21 protein-coding genes are annotated in these 20,360 nt (G+C 35.0%); 16 read left to right on the top strand and 5 right to left on the bottom strand.

The window, feature by feature from the left end; translation table 11 throughout:
- Positions 1-6 precede the first annotated feature (6 nt).
- The 6 genes from NKOR_RS08945 (at position 7) to NKOR_RS08925 (ending at position 4,907) form a co-directional block, all read left to right on the top strand.
- Positions 7-621, top strand: coding sequence for a V-type ATP synthase subunit E (locus NKOR_RS08945; RefSeq protein WP_014964029.1), 615 nt, complete (start codon positions 7-9; stop codon positions 619-621).
- Positions 622-2,400, top strand: a complete 1,779-nt coding sequence (locus tag NKOR_RS08940; protein ID WP_014964028.1) for a V-type ATP synthase subunit A — start codon at positions 622-624, stop codon at positions 2,398-2,400.
- Positions 2,397-3,782: a V-type ATP synthase subunit B gene (locus NKOR_RS08935; RefSeq protein WP_014964027.1), complete on the top strand. Its 1,386-nt coding sequence runs from the start codon at positions 2,397-2,399 to the stop codon at positions 3,780-3,782. The genes NKOR_RS08940 and NKOR_RS08935 overlap by 4 nt, the downstream gene beginning before the upstream one ends.
- Positions 3,783-3,786: 4 nt before the next feature.
- Positions 3,787-4,416, top strand: a complete 630-nt coding sequence (locus NKOR_RS08930; RefSeq protein WP_014964026.1) for a V-type ATP synthase subunit D — start codon at positions 3,787-3,789, stop codon at positions 4,414-4,416.
- A gap of 1 nt (position 4,417) precedes the next feature.
- The gene (locus NKOR_RS10640) at positions 4,418-4,549 is read left to right on the top strand and encodes a hypothetical protein (protein WP_016939419.1); all 132 of its coding nucleotides are present in this window, start codon (positions 4,418-4,420) and stop codon (positions 4,547-4,549) included.
- Positions 4,550-4,616: 67 nt separating this feature from the next.
- Positions 4,617-4,907, top strand: coding sequence for an ATP synthase subunit C (locus tag NKOR_RS08925; protein ID WP_014964025.1), 291 nt, complete (start codon positions 4,617-4,619; stop codon positions 4,905-4,907).
- A gap of 36 nt (positions 4,908-4,943) precedes the next feature.
- Here NKOR_RS08925 and pyrI read toward each other — a convergent pair whose 3' ends face one another.
- The gene (gene pyrI, locus NKOR_RS08920) at positions 4,944-5,405 is read right to left on the bottom strand and encodes an aspartate carbamoyltransferase regulatory subunit (RefSeq protein ID WP_014964024.1); all 462 of its coding nucleotides are present in this window, start codon (positions 5,403-5,405) and stop codon (positions 4,944-4,946) included.
- 41 nt (positions 5,406-5,446) lie between these two features.
- Here pyrI and pyrB point away from each other — a divergent pair, with 41 nt between their 5' ends.
- From pyrB to NKOR_RS08905, 3 genes are read left to right on the top strand one after another with little or no spacing between them, the layout of a single operon-like run.
- On the top strand, positions 5,447-6,376 hold the full coding sequence (gene pyrB / locus NKOR_RS08915; protein ID WP_014964023.1) for an aspartate carbamoyltransferase: 930 nt from the start codon (positions 5,447-5,449) through the stop codon (positions 6,374-6,376).
- A 50-nt stretch (positions 6,377-6,426) separates the two neighbouring features.
- Complete coding sequence (locus tag NKOR_RS08910; RefSeq protein ID WP_014964022.1) at positions 6,427-7,137, top strand: LON peptidase substrate-binding domain-containing protein; 711 nt, start codon at positions 6,427-6,429, stop codon at positions 7,135-7,137.
- 21 nt (positions 7,138-7,158) lie between these two features.
- Positions 7,159-8,523 (top strand): PEFG-CTERM sorting domain-containing protein, encoded by a 1,365-nt coding sequence (locus tag NKOR_RS08905; protein ID WP_014964021.1) that lies wholly within the window; start codon positions 7,159-7,161, stop codon positions 8,521-8,523.
- Here the strand turns inward: NKOR_RS08905 and NKOR_RS08900 are convergent.
- On the bottom strand, positions 8,504-8,887 hold the full coding sequence (locus tag NKOR_RS08900; RefSeq protein WP_014964020.1) for a CopG family ribbon-helix-helix protein: 384 nt from the start codon (positions 8,885-8,887) through the stop codon (positions 8,504-8,506). The genes NKOR_RS08905 and NKOR_RS08900 overlap by 20 nt on opposite strands.
- 91 nt (positions 8,888-8,978) lie before the next feature.
- Between NKOR_RS08900 and NKOR_RS08895 the strand changes: the two genes are divergently transcribed.
- The 3 genes from NKOR_RS08895 to NKOR_RS08885 are packed head-to-tail and all read left to right on the top strand — an operon-like array spanning position 8,979 to position 11,424.
- Positions 8,979-9,887 carry a metal ABC transporter substrate-binding protein gene (locus tag NKOR_RS08895; protein ID WP_014964019.1) on the top strand — a complete coding sequence of 303 codons (909 nt, stop codon included), beginning with the start codon at positions 8,979-8,981 and terminating at the stop codon, positions 9,885-9,887.
- Positions 9,881-10,603, top strand: a complete 723-nt coding sequence (locus NKOR_RS08890) for a metal ABC transporter ATP-binding protein (protein ID WP_014964018.1) — start codon at positions 9,881-9,883, stop codon at positions 10,601-10,603. Before NKOR_RS08895 ends, NKOR_RS08890 begins: the two co-directional genes overlap by 7 nt.
- Before the next feature lie 32 nt (positions 10,604-10,635).
- Positions 10,636-11,424, top strand: coding sequence for a metal ABC transporter permease (locus tag NKOR_RS08885; protein ID WP_014964017.1), 789 nt, complete (start codon positions 10,636-10,638; stop codon positions 11,422-11,424).
- Here the strand turns inward: NKOR_RS08885 and NKOR_RS08880 are convergent.
- On the bottom strand, positions 11,414-14,197 hold the full coding sequence (locus tag NKOR_RS08880; protein ID WP_014964016.1) for a copper resistance CopC/CopD family protein: 2,784 nt from the start codon (positions 14,195-14,197) through the stop codon (positions 11,414-11,416). The two genes, NKOR_RS08885 and NKOR_RS08880, sit on opposite strands and share 11 nt — an antisense overlap.
- A 102-nt stretch (positions 14,198-14,299) precedes the next feature.
- Here NKOR_RS08880 and NKOR_RS08875 point away from each other — a divergent pair, with 102 nt between their 5' ends.
- Complete coding sequence (locus tag NKOR_RS08875; protein ID WP_014964015.1) at positions 14,300-14,929, top strand: hypothetical protein; 630 nt, start codon at positions 14,300-14,302, stop codon at positions 14,927-14,929.
- A gap of 13 nt (positions 14,930-14,942) precedes the next feature.
- On the opposite strand, the gene NKOR_RS08870 is transcribed toward NKOR_RS08875, so the two are convergent.
- Positions 14,943-15,806: a PEFG-CTERM sorting domain-containing protein gene (locus NKOR_RS08870; protein WP_026089909.1), complete on the bottom strand. Its 864-nt coding sequence runs from the start codon at positions 15,804-15,806 to the stop codon at positions 14,943-14,945.
- 63 nt (positions 15,807-15,869) lie between these two features.
- The gene (locus tag NKOR_RS08865; protein ID WP_016939850.1) at positions 15,870-16,694 is read right to left on the bottom strand and encodes a CFI-box-CTERM domain-containing protein; all 825 of its coding nucleotides are present in this window, start codon (positions 16,692-16,694) and stop codon (positions 15,870-15,872) included.
- 112 nt (positions 16,695-16,806) lie between these two features.
- Here NKOR_RS08865 and NKOR_RS08860 point away from each other — a divergent pair, with 112 nt between their 5' ends.
- Genes NKOR_RS08860 through NKOR_RS08850 form a run of 3 tightly spaced genes read left to right on the top strand, consistent with a single transcriptional unit; the run spans position 16,807 to position 20,307 of the window.
- The gene (locus NKOR_RS08860) at positions 16,807-18,510 is read left to right on the top strand and encodes a hypothetical protein (protein ID WP_014964012.1); all 1,704 of its coding nucleotides are present in this window, start codon (positions 16,807-16,809) and stop codon (positions 18,508-18,510) included.
- 32 nt (positions 18,511-18,542) lie between these two features.
- On the top strand, positions 18,543-18,749 hold the full coding sequence (locus NKOR_RS08855) for a hypothetical protein (RefSeq protein WP_014964011.1): 207 nt from the start codon (positions 18,543-18,545) through the stop codon (positions 18,747-18,749).
- The gene (locus NKOR_RS08850; protein WP_014964010.1) at positions 18,706-20,307 is read left to right on the top strand and encodes a hypothetical protein; all 1,602 of its coding nucleotides are present in this window, start codon (positions 18,706-18,708) and stop codon (positions 20,305-20,307) included. Before NKOR_RS08855 ends, NKOR_RS08850 begins: the two co-directional genes overlap by 44 nt.
- The last annotated feature ends 53 nt before the right edge of the window (positions 20,308-20,360 follow it).

Below are 20,360 nucleotides of genomic sequence, written 5' to 3'. Positions count from 1 at the left end.
TCTATTATGGATGAACGGCACCCATTGACATCTAATTCTTTAGAAGTTACGATTGACAAAATTCTAAAAAATACTGAAAATGATGTCCTTTCAAATATCAAATCAGCACTTGATGATTCACAAAAAAATCTTGATGATTCTGTTCCTAAATTAGAGGCTGAATATGATAAAATTCTCTCAGATGGTAAAAAAGAAGCTGAAAAAATTGAAAAACAGATTATCGGAAGTGCCGATATTGAGGCTAGAAACAAGCAATTAATGGCATTAGAAGAGGCAGTTACCAAAGTATTTTCTAAAGCACTCGATCAAATTGCAAATACTGATCGTAGTGGTGATTATTCAAATTTGATTAAAACTATGATTGAAGAAGCAACTCAAATCTTGGGAACTTCAGAAATTACAGTTTCTACAAATGCAAAAGACAAAGATGTGGTTCAATCAACTTTGTCACAATTTTCAGGAGCTGAAATGTCTTCTGATACAATTGATTGTCTTGGTGGTGTTGTTGTAAAATCAAAAGATGGTGCAATGACATTTGACAATACGATCGATGCAAGAATTGAACGTCTGAAGCCTTTAATAAGGAAAGAGATTGCATCCAAATTCGGAGTAGGAGAATAGATGGCAGCTCAAGGTAGAATTGTTTGGGTAAGTGGTCCTGCAGTTAGGGCTGATGGTATGTCTGAAGCAAAGATGTATGAAACTGTAACTGTAGGAGATTCAAAATTAGTAGGTGAAGTAATTAGATTAACTGGAGATGTAGCATTTATCCAAGTTTACGAATCAACAAGTGGATTAAAACCAGGTGAACCTGTAGTTGGTACAGGAAACCCACTCAGCGTTTTGTTAGGTCCAGGAATTATTGGACAACTTTATGATGGAATTCAAAGACCACTAAGAGAATTATCAAAAGCTTCTGGTTCCTTTATTGGAAGAGGTATTACAACTACCCCTGTTGATATGACCAAAAAATATCACTTTGTACCATCAGTTAGTAATGGCGATGAAGTTGCAGCAGGAAATGTTATTGGGACTGTACAAGAGACTGATCTTATTGAACACTCTATCATGGTTCCACCAGACCACAAAGGTGGAAAGATTTCAAACTTAGTATCAGAAGGAGATTATGATTTAGAAACTGTATTGGCAACAACTGAGAGTGACGGTCAAACCGTTGAACTTAAAATGTATCATAGATGGCCAGTACGAAAACCACGTCCATACAAGAACAGATACGATCCAACAGTCCCATTACTTACTGGACAACGTGTCATTGATACATTCTTCCCAATTGCAAAAGGTGGAACAGGTTCAATTCCTGGAGCATTTGGAACCGGAAAGACTGTTACATTACACCAAATTGCAAAATGGGCAGATTCACAAGTTGTAGTTTACATCGGTTGTGGTGAAAGAGGAAACGAAATGACAGAAGTACTTGTCGAATTCCCACATCTCAAAGACCCACGTAGTGGAAAACCACTTATGGATAGAACTGTACTTGTTGCAAATACTAGTAACATGCCAGTAGCAGCAAGAGAAGCAAGTATCTACACTGGTGTAACAATTGCAGAATATTACAGAGATATGGGTAAAGACGTTGTACTTGTAGCAGATTCTACAAGTAGATGGGCTGAAGCACTCAGAGAAATGAGTGGTAGATTAGAAGAGATGCCAGCAGAAGAAGGTTACCCATCATATCTTGCATCAAGATTAGCAGAATTTTATGAAAGAGCAGGACGTGTTAGAGCATCTGGAAGTCCAGACCGTGATGGCTCTGTAACTTTGATTGGTGCTGTTTCACCATCTGGTGGTGACTTTACAGAGCCAGTTACAACTCATACCATGAGATTTATCAAAACTTTCTGGGCTTTGGATGCAAAGCTAGCATATTCCAGACACTATCCATCAATTAACTGGATGAACAGCTATTCTGGTTACCTTGCAGATATTGCAAAGTGGTGGGGTGAGAACATCAACGAAGATTGGTTGAGTCTCAGAAGTGAAGTTTATGGCGTATTGCAAAGAGAAGATACACTAAAAGAAATTGTCAGACTATTAGGACCTGAAGCACTTCCAGATGAGGAAAAATTAATTCTTGAAGTTGCAAGAATGGTAAAGATTGGTCTATTACAACAAAACTCATTTGATGATGTTGATACTTATTGTAGCCCAGAAAAACAATACAAACTAATGAAATTACTAGTTGACTTTTACAAAAAAGGTCAACAAGCAATCAAGGAAGGAACTCCTCTTGCTGATATCCGCGCAATGTCAAGCATTACTTCAATTCTCAAAGCAAGAATGGATGTCAAAGATGATGAGATGCCAAAACTTGATCAACTAGATGCAGACATGCAAGCAGAATTCAAATCAATTACGGGAGTGAAAGTTTCAAATTGACAACAGAAGGCGGAGTTCAATACAGTAAGATTGCAGAAATCAAAGGTCCTCTAGTTATTGTAGATGACGTTGAAAACGCAGCATTTGACGAATTAGTTGAAATTGAAACTAAAGATGGTGAAAGAAGATTAGGTAAAGTTCTCGAAGTTGGAAACGGTAAAGCAATTGTCCAAGTCTTTGAGGGAACAACTGGATTGTCTATTGCTGCAACAAATGCAAAATTTGTAGGCAAAGTTATGGAAATGCCAGTATCAAGAGAAGTACTTGGCAGAGTCTTTGATGGTTTAGGTAGACCAAAAGATGGCCTTCCAGATCCAATTGCTGATTCATTTATTGACATTAATGGTGAACCAATGAATCCAGAACAACGTGAATATCCAAAAGATTTCATTCAAACTGGGGTATCTGTAATTGATGGAATGATTACTCTGGTTAGAGGACAAAAACTTCCAATCTTTTCAGGTTCTGGTATGTCTCACAACCTGTTAGCAGCACAAATTGCAAGACAGGCAAGTGTAATTGGCACACAAGATGATTTTGCTGTAGTATTTGCAGCAATTGGTGTGCAATACAGTGAAGCAGAATATTTCAGAAGAAGTCTTGAAGAGTCTGGTGCTCTAAAAAGAAGTGTACTATTTCTAAACACAGCAGACGATCCTGCAATTGAGAGAATTATCACTCCTCGTGTTGCATTGACAGTCGCTGAATATTTGGCATTTGAATTAGGAATGCATGTTCTAGTAATTCTTACAGATATGACAAACTATGCTGAAGCACTAAGAGAGATTAGTGCAGCAAGAGAAGAAGTACCAGGAAGAAAAGGTTATCCTGGTTATCTTTACACAGACCTTTCAACAATTTATGAAAGAGCAGGAAAACTAAATGGAAAGAAAGGAAGTGTTACGCAAGTTCCAATCTTGTCAATGCCTTCTGATGATATTACTCACCCAATTCCTGACCTTACTGGTTACATTACAGAAGGACAAATTGTACTTGGTAGGGATTTGTTCAGACAAGGAGTATATCCTCCAGTTAACATCCTGATGAGTCTTTCAAGATTAATGAAAGACGGTATTGGTGAAGGAAGTACCAGAGCAGATCATGGTGAAATTTCAAATCAAGTTTATGATGCATATTCTAGAGCACAAGAAGTCCGAGCACTTGCAGGAATTGTAGGTAAAGCAGGACTTACTGAAATTGATTTGAAATACATGGATGTTGGTGATGTCTTTGAAAATGAATTCCTCTCACAAGCAACTGATGAGAATAGAACCATTGAAGAGACATTAGGTATCTTATGGAAGATTGTATCCAAATTACCAAAGAACGAAATTACAAAAATCAAAGATAAATACGTAGAACAATATTACCAGGAAGAGTAGCAAAATGTCGTTTGGACAAAATGTTGCTGCCACAAAAATTGAACTTTTCAAATACAAAAAATCTAGCCAAGTGGCCATAATGGTCCAAAAAATTCTAGACGATAAACGTAAAGTCCTTCTAAAAAATATTGAAGAAATGATTGAAGAAGCCTCAAAAGCTCGAGGTGGAATTTGGGAGCCTTTACAAGACATCTACAATTCTGTAAACGAAGCATACTTGGCATTGGGAACTTCAACTGTAGATTCTGTTGCTGAATCCACTCCACCTGTAATGGAAGTAGATGTTAATGTCAGAAGAGTAGTTGATGTAAAAATTCCTGCATTATCTGTTACTGAAAAAGATACAAAATCAATGCCATATGGTTTTGCTGATACAAATTCCTCCATTGACCGAGGAGCAAAACAGATCAAAGAACTATTGCCAAAAATCTGCAAAGCTGCTGAATATGAAAATTCTATCTTTAGCCTAGCAAAAGCATTAGAAAAGACTCAGAAGTTACTTAATGCTCTTGAAAATGTCATTATTCCTCAATACCAACAAAAAGTAAGATTCATCATTGCTACTCTTGAGGAAAGAGAAAGAGAAGAATTCGCAAAGTTAAAAAAAGTCAAGGCTAAGATGGAGAGCAGGTAAAATGGCAAAAGAAGAAATTAAAAAACTTGTTGAAAATTCAAAGAAAACATTAGATGCAGATTATGATAATTTTGTAAAATCTGTAAAAGATGATTTGAGTTCTTTCAAAAAGAAAACCTTAGATCGAATTTAAGAAAATTCTCCCAACATGATTTAAATATGGACCCAGTGGAGCCACATCGTAAATGAAAACTATCGTCATGTTACTTTTGGCAGCATCAGCAATTTCAATTCTAGGATCTACTGGAGTTGCATTTGCAGCAGAAGATGGTGCATCTAGTGGCGACTCGATGAAACTCCTTGGTGCTGGTTTGGCCTTTGGTATTGCAGCAGGTGGAGCAGGCATTGGTCTTGGTCAAGTAGGTGCAGCAGGTCTTGCAGTCATTAGTGAGAACCCAGCTTTACAATCTAAGGTATTCATCTTCGTAGGTATGGTCGAATCAATCGCAATCTACGGTATAGTTATGATGTTTATCATCTTAGGACAGTAATAGTCCTACAACAACATTTTTCAATTTTTAAAATTTTTAATTATATTTTAGCTGGTTTACATCCAGTACTCTTGCACAATATCTACATTTGAGTACAGTTCCTTCCTTGTCAATTACATCCATAATTGATTCAATGTGTTCAGTGCTGTTTGTAATGCAGTCTGGATTTGAGCATCGAAATATCTTATCAATCTCATTTGGCAGTGACACCCTTCTCTTTTCTACCAGCTTGTAGTCCTTGATCATGTTGATTGTTGCCTTTGGAGCAATAACTGCGATTTTGTTTGTATCATCATCTTTTAGAAACTTGTTTTCTACTTTGATGATGTCTTTTTTCTTAAATTTGCCGCTTGGCACGTTCAACGCTATGGTAATCAAACTGCCATCTTTCCCATCTATTCTCAAAGCATTGAGTACCTGTAGACCCTTGCCTTCATCAATATGGTCAATTACAGTACCTTCTTTGATTCGTCGAACCAAAAGTTCGGACTGTTCCATCAGAATACTTTGTATACCCACCTGTATATATCATTGAGAGCATGAACGAGTTCTATCAAAGAGACATAATCTCAATTAAAGACTTTGGCAAAGATCAACTAGAAAAAATCTTTACCGCTACTGATAAAATCATGCAACTAAACCCCTCTGACAGACGAGAAATCTGTAAGGGCAACACATTAGCATATCTGTTCTATGAACCAAGTACCAGAACCCGTCTTAGCTTTGATTCTGCAATGGCATCTGTTGGTGGCAATTCTCTAGGAATTTCTGATATTAATTCGTCATCAACTCAGAAAGGTGAAAGTCTAGCTGATACTGTTAGAATAATGTCTATCTATTCTGACATACTTGTTTTGCGACATACTCTTGATGGTTCTAGTAGATTTGCAGCTGAAGTTTCAGACAAACCTGTCATCAATGCCGGCAGCGGAACTGAAGAACACCCAACTCAAGCAATTCAAGATCTGTTTACCATCAAAAAAGAAAAGAAAAAGATTGATGGACTAAAAATTGGAATCATAGGTGACCTAAAGTATGGAAGAACTGTTTATTCACTTTTGCATGGATTGGGAAACTATGATGTTGACATAAAATTAATTTCCCCAGAATCACTTAGAATCAGGTCTGACTCTACTTATGAAATTAAAAAGAAATTGGATTTTACTGAATCAACTAAAATTGAAGACCACATTGATGAACTTGATGTTTTGTATGTGACAAGAATTCAAAAAGAAAGATTCCCTGATGAAGAAGAATATCTCAAAGTAAAGGGAAGTTATGTTGTAGGGCTAGATTTACTCAAACAAATGAAAGAAGACAGTATAATTTTACACCCTCTTCCAAGAATTGATGAGATTTCAACAGACATCGATCAAACAAAAAATGCAAAGTATTTTGAGCAGGCAGAATATGGAAAATATACTCGTGCTGCATTACTGGGTTTGACATTAAATGAAAATGGCTTTTAATTTTTAGAATATCCGTATTCCATATATCTAGAGACGTTTCAACATGATTAATGACAGAAACAAAAACTATTCCGATTTTTCCTCTAGATTTGGTCTTGTTTCCTAGACAAGAACTTCCTTTGAGAATATTTGAGCCTCGCTACAAACAACTAGTTGATGATTGCATGTTAGGCGATGGCCAGTTTGGCGTTTGTTTAATTGATGAAGGCAATTCAGTTAATGGCTGGAATTCGCCTCAAATGATAGGTACTATTGCCAAAATTACAAAGTGTGAAGATGTTGAAATGGATGGACTGCAACTTCACATTGAAACGTTAGGACGAAATTCATTTAAAATTAAAAAAATTATTCCCCCATCAATTCCACAACCTGAAAACTACGATCCACTCTCTGTTGAAGGTCATCAGCAAATTTCTGAGATGCATGAAAAGATTGGAACTGAAGAAAAAATGTACATTAGAGCAGAAGTTGAAATGATTCCAGAAATTGATGAGAGTATATCCCTTGAGCAATGGGAAAAACTTGTAGACTTGTGGAAAAAGAAAATTATTCAACAAGCATTACCACAAGTAGTTGAACCACATTCTCTAGACCATGTTTTAGAACAGTATTATCTTACAACTGATACGCCAACAATTGATTACATCTATTCGCTTTCTGCACTTGGTGCAAAGGACCCTCATGAATTGCAACCAATTTTGGAGGCTACCACAATGGATGAATTAATTCAAAAGGTTGAAGAATTGCTGACAATAAAATAACCCTGGGATAAAAATTTGATGATGTCATTTACAAAATTTTCAATATTGGCATTATCTGCATGCTTGCTATTTCCTGTTAGCAGTGTTTACGGACATGGGTTGGGAATTGATACCATATCTTCAGTAAATGTTGCTGGAAAAGACATTTCAATTTCAGTAGAGATGCCATTGACATTTGAAGGTGGTCAAGAACAAATCACAATAACTGCAACTGATAATGAAACAGACGAACCTGCAAAAAACGTGACATTTCTCATTGGATTGTTTCATAGCAATGAAATGATTTTTAGAAATTACTTTTTTGCAGAAAATGGAGTTTTGTCAATCAAGGTGAATCCATCAAATGAAGGTGAGATAACAATACATGGTGAGCAAGACTCTCTGCTTGGGGCTTGGCATGGAACTGTGTCAGATCCAATTGAGATAACTGGACCATTATTTTCTTCAGGTGGTCTGTATAATTTTGAGATTGAAGTTAGAACAATTGATGAGCCTACCAACATTATAGAGGATTCTGGCATCTACAATGCAGATTTGAGTGTAGTTAGCACATCGTCTTTTATGGAAAAAGATCTTGAGGGCAATGACGTTCAATTTAGAATGAAATCATATTTTGATAAAATTGACAATTTCCAGTATGATCCTAGTGCAAAACAAGTAAGATTTGAGATGCCATTTGACTGGAAAGAAAGTAAGATGTCTCACATTTCAGTAATTCATGTAGAAGTTCATTTCCCAAAAGATTTTGTTGAACTTTTGTCCCCTAGCTATTCTGGGTATGTAAATGGAATTGAATTATTCAAATCTTCAGTATCAATTGATGATTATACAGAAGATCATGAAAGAATAGTGCATTTTGTTTTGCTGCAGGATCACATCCGATATATAAAAAATGAAATGAAAAAATCAGATGAACAATTGCCTGATAATATTGTATTTACTTTATTGACTAGCGATAAAACTGCTTTTCCATTAGAGGCATACACAAAAAGTGAGGACTTTAAAGTAAATCTGTCATGGGATCCTGCGGATCTTGAACCTGGTGTTGAAACAAATTTTATTTTTACTATCCGAGACGGAAGAACAAATGATCCATTGAGAAATTCTGATTATACATTTGTAATCATTCAAAATGGAGAGGAGATACATCGCGTGTCTGGTGTAGCCCAAGTTGGTGGAGAATTTGAAAAATATACATTTGCAGAAGATCAAACAGGCCCTACAATAATTAAATTTGAAAATATACGAAATACTGGACAAGAAACTGAATTTGGTATGGTAGTTGCACCTGAATTTGGCACAATTGCATTATTTGTATTGATAATTTCTATTGCATCTGTAATTTTTATTACCAGAAAAAATTCATTTAGATTGCAACAAGTCTAACAGTATCCATGTTTTTGTTTATCTGAAAGTCTTTTGTCATTGTAGAAACCTTTTCTGCATCTCCATCAATTACAAAAAGTTCCATGCATTTTTCTTTGTCAATTTTACTGTGAAGATGTGTAGTTATTAGATCTTCAAAGTTATGAGTTATCCCTGACACAACATGATCAAACTCATCATTGTGTACCACCAAAAGAATTGCATGAATATTACCTGATAAATCTGACTTTTGTTTTTCTTCTGAAACAAATGCCCTGATTCCTGCCCTGATTGCCTCAGATCTTCCTGAGAAACCCATGCTTGATTGCAATTTGTCTAACTCAGATAGAATCTCATCATTTAGTGAGATTGATACTATTGGCATATGCCTAATGTTATTAATTATCTTATAAGTTTAGCAATTAATATTATTAAGATTTTATAGATTTATTAATAAAATTTTAATTAACGGTTGCGTGAATATACAAACCAAACTTGCAATAATTGTAATATCTGTAGTAATTCCATTAAGCTCACTTGCAGTTTATGGAACAAATCCAAACACCGAATCTACTTCTCCAGAAAATTCAAAACTGCAAGTCATATCATCATTTAATCCGTTGCATGAATTTGCACAAAATGTAGGACAAGACAAAGTTGATGTCACATTACTTGTTCCAGTTGGAGTTGAACCTCATGATTGGGAACCAACAATTAAAGATGTGCAAAAAATGCAAGCATCTGATCTTATAATTATTAATGGAATTGGTTTTGAAAATTGGGTCGATAAACTTGATGATAATAACTATCAGGGAACTATAATTGATACAAGCGATGGAATTTTAGCAAAAAAATCTCAAGAAGATGAATATGATCATGAATCAGGAGATCCGCATATATGGTTAAATCCTGTATATGCAAAAATTCAAGTTCAAAACATTGCAGATGCATTTTCAAAACATGATCCTCAAAACGTGCAATTTTATCAATCCAATGCTGAATCATACATTGAAGAACTCAACTTATTGGACTCACAAATTCGAAATGATTTGTCAAATTGTAATTCTGATTTTATTGCATTTCATGATGCCTTTTCATATTTTGCTGATGAGTATGGCTTACATCAACACACAATCATCTCTTCGACTGATTCACATGGAGAAGCCACTGCAAAAAAGCTAGAGAGTGTAATTACAACTGCAAAAGAACTTAATATCAAAATAATTTTTAGCAAAGAAACAGTTGATGCTAGAACTTCTCAAACCATTGCGCATGAAATTGACGGCAAAGTTTTGGTTTTATCCTCATTAGAGATTGCATCTGATGGAACCTACATTGAAAAAATGAACCAAAATCTTGAGAACCTAAAGGAGGCACTATGTTGAAGGCAGTTGAAATTAACAATCTCACTGTTCGATATCCTGATGTAAAAGCTCTTGATGATGTGAGTTTTGTGGTTAATCAGGGTGATTTTCTAGGCATAATTGGGCCTAATGGTGCTGGAAAGTCAACTCTCTTTGATTGCATGCTTGGACTCAATACAACATACAAAGGCCAAATCAAGTTTTTTGGAGAAGACATTAGACAATCAAGAAATTATCTTAAAGAAATTGGATATGTTCCACAAAAACCAATTTTTGAAAAAAATTTTCCTGCAACTGTAGGTGATGTTGTAAGGATGGGATTACGAAAAGAATCTGATGAAAACAAGATCAATGAAATTTTACAGCAATTATGGATACATGAACTACAAAATAGAAGAATAGGAGAACTATCTGGAGGACAACTACAACGAGTTTTTATTGCAAAAGCCTTGGTGAATAATCCTAAACTTTTGATTTTAGATGAACCAGTAACTGGAATTGATCAGCAAAGCATAGAACTGTTCTACAGTATTTTACGTGAACTAAACTCTAAACAAAAGATTACGATTATCTGGTCTTCTCATGACTTGGATGCTGTAAACAAATTAGCAAATCATGTTGCTTGTCTAAATAGAACTTTGTTCTTTCATGGAGAATCTGAAAAATTCTTTTCTGATGATGATCTTGTCAAACAATACTCTGAAGCATCGATGCAGGAGCATATGCATCATCATTAGTCATGTCTTTTGAAATTCTAACTTACAGTTTTATGCACAGAGCATTAATCTCTGGGATTGCCATTGCAATTCTTTGTTCAGTTGTTGGATTGTTTTTGGTTCTTAGACGGTATTCATTGTTTGGTGATGCAATAGCACATTCGTCTTTTGGTGGAATAGCTTTGGGTCTTTTAGTAGGAGTTTATCCATTATGGACTGCTTATGGTGTATCAATAATTAGTGCATTGATCATTACTAGAGTAAAAGACAGATTCAACATATCTGGAGATGCATCCATTGCAGTACTTTTGTCCTCCGGCATAGCAGTTGGGCTTGTAATTATTGGGTTTTCAGGAGGGTTTACAATTGATATCTTTAGTTTCCTCTTTGGTAGCATTCTACTAGTCAGTGTTGATGATACTGTTTTGATACTTGCACTTACTGGCGCAATTCTGATTGTGATATTGGTCTTGTTTAGACAGATTCTTTATTCTACATTTAATGAAGAGCAAGCCAAAGTCAGTGGAATCCCTGTAGAGAAGATAAATTATCTAATAGTGTTTATGGCAGGCCTTACAGTTGTCACCTCGATTCAGCTTGTTGGGGTACTGTTGATTTCTGCATTGTTTGTTATTCCGAATGTTTCAGCAATAATGTATGGTAAAGGTTTCAAACAAACTGCAATTATTTCTATGAGTTTTTCAATTTTTTCAGTTGTAACGGGAATTTTGGTTTCTTATATCTTTGATATTACTCCTGCAGGAACAATTGTCTTGATTGCAATTGGATTGCTAGCTGGTACTATGGGAATTAAATCATCTGGATTGCTTTCTAAGACCTGATTAGTGAATTTAATCTTCTTTTATCCTGAATACTTTTTACATAAAACAAAGACGTTGCAATGATTCCTAACGCAATTAGTGGTGATGCAAGTTCTGTATACTTTAATTCAAATTCGGCAGATGATTGAACTTGCGATGTAATACCGGGAATCTCAGTAATCTTTACTGTTCCAATTTTGTTTGTCTGTTGTTCAACAAACCATACGTTATTGTCTCCATCTGATGTCATAAACTGCACAAATGATGTTTCTGATGGAATAGGAACCTCAATCAAATTATTGTTATCTGGATCATATGCACCTATGCTATCTATCGTGTGCTGTGCAAACCAAACATTTCCGTATCTGTCAAATGTCATTCCAAATGGTAGTGCCTCTTCATTTGGGACTGATACTCTCTCAAATGTTTCTAAAATTGGATTGAATTTGGTGATTGCCAAGCCTGTATGTTCTGCAATCCAGAGATTACCATCATCATCAAAAAGCAATGCCTCTGGTCCTTGTAGTGGAGGCTCTTTTGTAAATTCAATCAATTTATTGTCTTTTGGATCAACGTATCCTATTTTTCCTGTACCTGTTGCTGAAAACCATACTTTTCCATCATTATCAAGAGCTAATGCAAACGGTAAGTTATCTTTTCCTGACAAAACAATTTCTTCAAATTCGTCATTTCCTGGTATGTATTTTACAATTCTGTCTTTGTTGATTATTGTAATCCATATGTTTCCATCAAAGTCTGATTTTATGAACAATGGTGTATTGTCTGAGATTGTAGGATCAAGTTTTGGAATAGATTTTGTTGTGATCTGTTTTGTTTGAAGATCTATGAATCCAATCTGATTCCTTGGTGGATCCACAAACCAAATTCTATCTTGTTTGTCCTGCGTAAGGAATGTTGTAACTACACCATCAAATGAATATGGTGTAAACTCTTGTGAATCCAGTGAAAATTGCCATACTCGTGGCGCTGATGCATCACTTACCCAAATCGAATCATGCCCATCATACAATGGAAAGAGCGGTTTTGCGTCCTCTGGTAGTTCATATTCGATAATCTGAGTTTGTATGTCTGTCAGTCTTGGCTTTACTAGTAAATTCAAAAGCTTTGACTCGCTTGCATTATCGGTTCTTTGTGCTTCAACTTCTACTAGCCATTCTCCTGAAAATCCAAATGTTAATTCTCCTTGGAATTCTATTGGTTTGTTCTCTTCTTGTTTGATTATCTCCATTGGCACTTCAATTGGTGCGATATTCTTTGATGGATTTGATATTTTGACTTTGAGTTGATCTGAATCATAGAGTGGATTTCCTTCAAAGTCACTAACCTTGATTAGGATTGTGTTTGGTCCGCTTGAAAATGGCGAAATATCGATATCAAATTTTGCGTTCTCTGTAAATTCTATCGTTTTGAAACCATAGATAATTTCTTGAGCATCAACTTTTTGGATTTCTCCTGCAGGTAATGTTCCGTTAGTTAGTAATGCTACCACTCCAAGAAGTATTATTCCCAATACGGCATCAACTTTGAGTGATCTCTTTAGTTTTTTATGTACAAAAATTTTTCCTGATGAAAAATTTCTTTCTGCATTTTTTTGTACTTTGAACTGGAAAAATCCTCCAAATGCAACTATTACTACTGCAATGGCAATTTTTAGAATAATTAATTGACCGTAAATTGATTCTGTAATTAATCCAATATCACTTTCTAGGAACCACATCAATGTTGGTCCTGTAATTATAACGATTCCTACTGCAATGATAAATGCAATTGAGAATCTTGGAATCATTAATAGGCTCATCTTTTCTCTAGATGATTCTTTTAATTGTGAAAATGTTGGAAGCAATGTGAAAACAAAATAGAAAATTCCACCTATCCAAACTGCTGCAACCAAATTGTGAATGTAATCTAATACTAATGCAGGTGTTTCTCCACTAGCTGCACCATGTCCAATTAGACTTGTTGTGGCAATTAATACAAGCGATACTACTAACATTGCAATTTGATTTTTCCTTGATAGTACTTTTTTTCTGTCTAACCCAAACCATATGCCTAGTAATACTATTGTTATGGTCATTCTGATTAACCAAATATTGCCAAAATCAGTTTGGATTGCATCAATCGGCGATGCTTCTAATCTAACTGTTTGAACTGCAATCATCAAAATATCTGAAATGAAAACTAAAACAAGTCCAATTCCTGTAATTGACATAAATTTTCCGTGATGAAAAGATTGAATCTTTTCTAGTTCATCTTTTATCGATTGTTTATTTTGTGTACCCCAAATTATGAGTGATGAAATCACTGCACCTAAAACAATCGTTTGACCTACCAATCCTGGTAATCTGGCACCAGCTTCAGGCAGAAATACTGTCTCTGATGGTCGTTCTACATTATGTAAAGAGGGATCAATAACAGCATCTCCTACTGCAAACAAGAATGCATCTGGAACTAGATGGCCATCTACTTTAGAGAGAACTTTGGTTGATACAGTGTAAACTCCATCTTCTAATGGTGGTGTTGTAATTATTAGAGATAATTCCCCTTCATAGTAATCTGTATCTTTATTGTCTATTTGATCTCCATTTGTATCAAATACTTTGAGTTCACTAAAGTTAATATCAACTGGTTCTGAAAAATATACAATCACTTCAGTTGTTCCAGATGGGGCATTAGACGTCAAACTTGGAATTGTCTCTTCAGTAAATGGGTGTGCTGTTGCAAATGGAATTGAAATAAATGATATTACCAATAACGTGATGAGAAATTTTTGCATTTACTCTTAGGATCATCTTTGATAATTTAAACAGTTTTCACAAATTTGATATTTGTGCCAATTCACGTAAAGATAATAACGTGTAATTATGAAATGATAACAATGAAAATACTAGTTTTTGGTATTATTGGTTTATTGTTTTCAATTGGAATGATTGCACCATCATTTGCACATACAACTGTTCATGTCGAACCATACGAAATTGAAGCAGGATGGGGGATCGAGCCTCCAGTTGTAGGCATTAGAAATGATCTGATTCTAAAAGTGATTGAACGTGGAGAAAAAGAAGGTACATTTACAGGAATCACAAGTGCTTTCAAAGATGTTGATGCAACTGTGATGTTTGGTGGTGCAACAAAGAAAATTGATATAAATTCTGATCCTAAACCTGGATATTATTTTTCACCTATAATTCCAACTAAAACAGGAACATACATGGTGGAACTAAAAGGAGAAATTCGTGGAACTCCTATTGATATTAAAATCCCTATTGAGGATGTAGAGCCTACCGCAGTGTTAGATTTCCCACCTACTAGCAGTGAAGGTGCTGCTGATGTTGCTGCTCTAAAGAATGCAATTTCATCATTACAACAAGATGTTTCTAAACTAAAGTCAGGTGAAACTGAAGTAACATCTGATGGTGGAACAGCTTATGACTTTGCAATATTTGGATTATCAATTGCCGGAGCAGCTATAATCTTGGCGATAATTGCTTTAATAAAAAGAAAATAGAAAAAGAGGATTCCTAAAATCTTGGAATGACTCTAGATTTTGCAGTAACTGCAACAATGCTTATAATTGCAACAGCTAGTATCATCATTGCAATTGTACCAAATTCTGGAACAACGTTTGAGAATACTACTTTTTCACCAATTGGTCCTGTTTTAGGATCATCAACACCATAACCTTGGAAGGTAATTGTGATGTTTACTGGATCAGATGAACCAAGAGCTTTTGTCATATGTACTCCTTTTCCATCATGATGATGTGCGCCCTTATCATCTAGTACTGTATTACCATTTTGTGTGACTTTCATATCGTGATTGACATGTTCTGCACCTTCAAATTGAACAGAAATTTCCATCATCTCACCTTTAGTAGGTGTTGTAGTCCAGACAGAAACTTTTGTACCGTCAGACAACATTCCTGTTGCTGCAGCGGCACCTGTTGGCATCATCATCTCATCACCATGATCATCAGCTTCTTCAGCTCCTGCTTCTTGTACTATGATCAAGCCTTGCATCCAAGGATGTACCATACAGAAATATGGCTGTTCACCTGCAACTGTTGGACTCCACTCAAATGAATTTCCAGCCATTAATAGACTGGTGTCAAATACACCATCTGGCCCATCATCTGGAGTTCCTGATGTGAATGTGTGTGCTGCAGTGTCAGTGTTTGACATGATAACAACACCGCCAACATCAACTGTTGCAGTATTTGGAATGTAACATCCATCTGCGGTTTCTTCACAACCTGGTGCACCAGAACCTGATGCTGGTGAGATTGTGACTTCTGAATGATCTGCAAAAGCAGCTGGTGTTGTTGCAACTAATCCAGCTACCATAGCAAATAGTACGAAGAAAGAGCAAATTGCTATAGTCTTCATTAATCAAACTACTTGCTCAGATACATAAAAACCTCACTAGAATTTCCAGAAAATGGATACACACTAGTTTTTTCTAAACTGGTACAATCTTAGAATTCCAAATGCCGGAATTCCAATATACATTCCAAGATTCAGTAGTACTACAGAGATACCGTATCCCAGCATTTCTTGTTCTGAATCAATATCTACATGATTTAGTAATGATAATGATGATAACATTGGAGTAAGTGTTACTTTCATAACTTCTTTGAAAAATGGTTGCTCTCTTTCAAAGTCTGCAACAGCAGGTGAGAATGAATAATAGAACTGATTAAAAACTGTCATGAATGCCATTCCTGAATTTGTTTTTAGAATTGTATTGTCTCTAAGTTCTCTTAGTTGTTGTACTTGTGGTGCCATCTCAGAGCCAAATGTTGCTGTTGCAATAAGACATCCTCCATTTTCACCATCTAGTTTTTCATTCTCTATTGGTGTAATTGGTTGTGCATTGGCTTCACCTACTAGAATGTCAAAAGATACCGATTCTTTTGGAATTGGTTGAAATAAAATACCTTCAATCTCAAAGTCCATCGAGTATATTCCTTCTCCAAGATTAAACTCTATTGGAATTTTTACAGATCCCACAGATGTGTGTGTAAGTGGAATTGGTCCAAATACATTTTCACCATCTTTTGATACAGCTACCGTATAATCAATATGTTCTTGAATTTTTTGAGTTTGTGGATTGATAAAATCTATACCAATCTTTGTTTGAACACCTGGTTCAATTTCATCATATGTTAATTTTACATCCAAAGTATTCTTTTCAGTTGGTAATGTTTGGGTTTCAGCAAAAGCTGGAACTGTTAACAAAAATGGTATTAGTAATAACGCAAATATAACTTTCATACTATTTGTCCTAAATCGATAAATAAAAATCGTACTCTGATTTTTTAAAAAAAATTATCACGCATAGAAATACTGTGCCATCTTTAAATATGGATTTCTCATAGTTTTATTATTGTATCATAAGTTTGCATTACTAATTGTAATTGTTGGGATTTTCACAATACCGACATTAGTTCCTGATGTGTTTGGACATGGATTAGGAGGTGATCAAGCTCCAGCATTGAGTTTTGGTGATATGGAAGTAACAGTACGTACACAATTGAGTCCATCAGATATTACAGTAGGTGAAGTTGATTCAGCTAACATGCAAGTACGATTCTTTGATACCTTAACTGACACAAATCTCGATAAAGTAACATATAGAATAGAAGTATGGCAAAGTGGCGAACTTTTAGCTAGAAATCTTTTCTATGATTTGGATGGAAGACTGGATGTAAAAATTAAGCCAAATCCTAACTGTGATGAACCTAAACCTGAAGAATGTACTGTTTATGGTGGTTCTGAACATGTTAGTGCTCCCGGTGCATTATTTGTTCAAGGCGCAGAATGTACTGATGATAACTTAGATATTTGTGCACGACCATCAATGACTGGTCCTATTTTTGTAAATGGTGGATTGTATAAGATTAGAGTTGATATTGAAGGTGCAACTAGTCCTAGAACTGTATTAGCAAATCTTCTAAGCTATGAAACTTATGTTAGTGTTGCACAAGATCAAAACTTTCTGATACAAACCGCAAACGCTGAAGTGCCAGTTGTTATAAAAACATACTATGATCATGTAGATAATTTCAAGTTTGATCAATCAGATAACTCAATTTCATTTCATATGCCATTTGATTGGAATCCTGATTATGTTAATTTAGTTCAAGTAGTTCATGAAGAAGTTAGAGTTCCAAAAACCTTTGCACCTTACGCTGAAGGTAAACAGTTCAAGGGATATGTCAATGGTGTAGAAATTGACCAACGTGCATTACTAAATGATCCTTATTCATATGATGATACCAATATTGTTCACTTTTTAATTACCAAAGCTGAATTGCAGAAAATCAATGAAACATTGGGACCAAGTCACTATGATAACACAGAAATGAACTTGAAACTAGTGCCACTTGATGAAGTTTCAAAGAGTTCTACTGAATTCTATCTTGTTGACACCACAAACTATGAACAGGTTCCAACAACTGTGAATATTTCATGGGATGGAAATTACGGTGCCGGAGATGATGTACCTTTTGAAATAGCATTCTTTGATGAAAACAGAGATCTCATTCGTGATATGAGATATGTTGTTTCTTTTATTGATGAAAATGATAAGATCTTAGAGACATTCTTGGGAGATAATCCTGATATGCCTGGAATTATAGCTTCTGAAGGAATTGATGTTCAAAAAATCTACATTCCATCTCAAGGAACTTACAGAATTGATGTAAGAGCTTTAGGTACTGGATTAGCATATGATGAAACTTATGCAGGAATTGGTTCAGGAATAATTGAGATTGGTCCTAGTGTAGGAAAAACTCCTGATGTACAACCTCCTGCTGCAATACCTGCATGGATTAAAAACAATGCAGGTTGGTGGGCTGATGGACAAATAGATGACAATTCCTTTGTTCAGGGCATTCAATATTTGATTAAAGAAGATATTCTAAAGATTCCACCAACATCACAAGGCCAAGGTTCTGGTTCTAATGAAATCCCAGCATGGATTAAAAACAATGCAGGTTGGTGGGCAGAAGGTGCAATTGATGATAGCTCTTTCATTCAAGGAATTCAATTCTTGATTAAAGAAGGAATCATGAGAATTCAATCATAAGTTTTTAAATAAATTCAGTCAAGTGATAGTATATGAAAGACATCAATGATATCATGCCAAAAATTCCTAACATGAAGTGGGGTGCATTGATGAACAAACCCCCAACTAACGATAAAGTTGAAGAGATGAATAAAATTTTCCCAAGCAATGGCAAATGGCATACTATCTTTGAAGAAAAAGATTCAGTTACAATTGATGGAAAAGAAATTCGTAAAAAAGATCCAAACAAGTGGACATAGATTGAAATCTCCATCGTTATTTGTATTACTTCTAATCTCTTCTTTGTTTTTAGTTTCATTTACTGACGTTCATGGTCATGGGGTAGGAAGCGAAACATTTCCTCCAGTCGAATTGAACGGAAAGCAAGTGGCTCTGGAAGTTTCTTCATCAAAAGGTGATCCTGAAGCAATTGATGGACAACAAATATCGATTTCGTTAATTGATTTTGATTCTAAAATTACTTTACGTGACGTTATTTTTCATATAACATCTGAAAAGGGAGAACAGTTTCTTTTTGAACAAGAATTCAAAGCTGATAATGGATTTTTAGTCTTTAACTTTGTTTCAGAAGAAACAGATTCTATTATTGTAGAGGAAGAAAGTGAAAGCAGTATCTTTGGTTCGTTATTAGGATTGGATAGTAGGATGATTCATGTAAAGGGTCCAAAGCTCAGCGAAGGAGGATTATACAAATTTGATATTAGTGTACTTACTGTTGACAGTTATTCCAATACACTTGAAGAACCACTAGTTTTTAACGCAGGAATTTCTATTGCTCAGACCTCTAGACATGATTTTGTTGATCCTAACTTTGGAGATCAGAATATTCATGTCGTTACTTATTATGATGAGATTTCTGACTTTGAATATGATTCTGATTCAAAAGAGATTAGATATTCAATGCCTTTTGACTGGAGTTATACAAACATCAATCAAACATCTGTTGTACATGAAGAACTAGTTATTCCAAAAACATTTGGTGACTTGCTTGTATCTGGATTTACTATGTTCATTAATGGAGTGCAACTTTCTGAAGATGTAATCACAATAGATGATTTTTTTTCTGACGGCCGTATAGTCCATTTTATTATTTATCAAAAAGAATTACTCAACATTCTTGAAAATGGCTCAAATGCAAATGGGATGAATTTTGTAATTAAACCTGATAAGGATTACCCTCATTTGAGCTCAGTTACTGAAAATGGGCAATTCAGAATTCTTGTATCTTGGGAACCAGAATATCTAAAATCTAATTCAAATGCAAAAATAATTTTTGATGTAACTGATGTCTTCTTAAAAAACAAACCTGTTTCAACCAATTATGAATTTTCTATTACACAAAATAACAGAATAATTTTTGAACAAAATGGAATTAGTACTGATTCAAGAGAAGAACACAATGTAGTTGAATTTTTTATTCCACAAGATGTAACAGGAATTGCGCATCTTAATTTTAATAATCTTAATAATAATGAGCTTGCACAAACAACTATCCCGATTGTTATTGATAGAGTTACACCACAAAAAGAAATTATAATTCCTGATTGGATTAGAAACAATGCATTGTGGTGGTCTGAAGAACAAATTGATGATAGTACATTCGTACAAGGAATAGAATATCTAATCAAAAATCAAATTATTATACTTCCTCCAACTCAACAGGAAACTTCAGAGTCTCAAGAGATACCATCTTGGATTAGAAACAATGCTGCATGGTGGGCTGCAGGACATATAGACAATCAAACATTCGTACAAGGATTGGAATTTTTGATTCAAAAAGGAATAATTCGTGTTTAATCTACACTGATTTGATAATCGAACCAGTCGGTTTAAATGAATAATTAAGAAAA

It is taken from the genome of Candidatus Nitrosopumilus koreensis AR1 (assembly GCF_000299365.1).
Lineage (GTDB): Archaea > Thermoproteota > Nitrososphaeria > Nitrososphaerales > Nitrosopumilaceae > Nitrosopumilus > Nitrosopumilus koreensis.
Note: the sequence above shows the minus strand (reverse complement) of the source record. Positions and strands in the feature narration are given on the sequence as shown.

Coding starts and splice junctions, on each gene's coding strand:
- pyrI (WP_014964024.1), bottom strand. CDS start 5,405: ATGGAACAGTCCGAACTTTTGGTTCGACGAATCAAAGAAGGTACTGTA.
- NKOR_RS08855 (WP_014964011.1), top strand. CDS start 18,543: ATGAAAGACATCAATGATATCATGCCAAAAATTCCTAACATGAAGTGG.
- NKOR_RS08870 (WP_026089909.1), bottom strand. CDS start 15,806: ATGAAGACTATAGCAATTTGCTCTTTCTTCGTACTATTTGCTATGGTA.
- NKOR_RS08890 (WP_014964018.1), top strand. CDS start 9,881: ATGTTGAAGGCAGTTGAAATTAACAATCTCACTGTTCGATATCCTGAT.
- NKOR_RS08885 (WP_014964017.1), top strand. CDS start 10,636: ATGCACAGAGCATTAATCTCTGGGATTGCCATTGCAATTCTTTGTTCA.
- NKOR_RS08865 (WP_016939850.1), bottom strand. CDS start 16,694: ATGAAAGTTATATTTGCGTTATTACTAATACCATTTTTGTTAACAGTT.
- NKOR_RS08930 (WP_014964026.1), top strand. CDS start 3,787: ATGTCGTTTGGACAAAATGTTGCTGCCACAAAAATTGAACTTTTCAAA.
- NKOR_RS08905 (WP_014964021.1), top strand. CDS start 7,159: ATGTCATTTACAAAATTTTCAATATTGGCATTATCTGCATGCTTGCTA.
- NKOR_RS08925 (WP_014964025.1), top strand. CDS start 4,617: ATGTTACTTTTGGCAGCATCAGCAATTTCAATTCTAGGATCTACTGGA.
- NKOR_RS08945 (WP_014964029.1), top strand. CDS start 7: ATGGATGAACGGCACCCATTGACATCTAATTCTTTAGAAGTTACGATT.
- NKOR_RS08940 (WP_014964028.1), top strand. CDS start 622: ATGGCAGCTCAAGGTAGAATTGTTTGGGTAAGTGGTCCTGCAGTTAGG.
- NKOR_RS08880 (WP_014964016.1), bottom strand. CDS start 14,197: ATGCAAAAATTTCTCATCACGTTATTGGTAATATCATTTATTTCAATT.
- pyrB (WP_014964023.1), top strand. CDS start 5,447: ATGAACGAGTTCTATCAAAGAGACATAATCTCAATTAAAGACTTTGGC.
- NKOR_RS08900 (WP_014964020.1), bottom strand. CDS start 8,887: ATGCCAATAGTATCAATCTCACTAAATGATGAGATTCTATCTGAGTTA.
- NKOR_RS10640 (WP_016939419.1), top strand. CDS start 4,418: ATGGCAAAAGAAGAAATTAAAAAACTTGTTGAAAATTCAAAGAAAACA.
- NKOR_RS08875 (WP_014964015.1), top strand. CDS start 14,300: ATGAAAATACTAGTTTTTGGTATTATTGGTTTATTGTTTTCAATTGGA.
- NKOR_RS08850 (WP_014964010.1), top strand. CDS start 18,706: ATGGAAAAGAAATTCGTAAAAAAGATCCAAACAAGTGGACATAGATTG.
- NKOR_RS08910 (WP_014964022.1), top strand. CDS start 6,427: ATGACAGAAACAAAAACTATTCCGATTTTTCCTCTAGATTTGGTCTTG.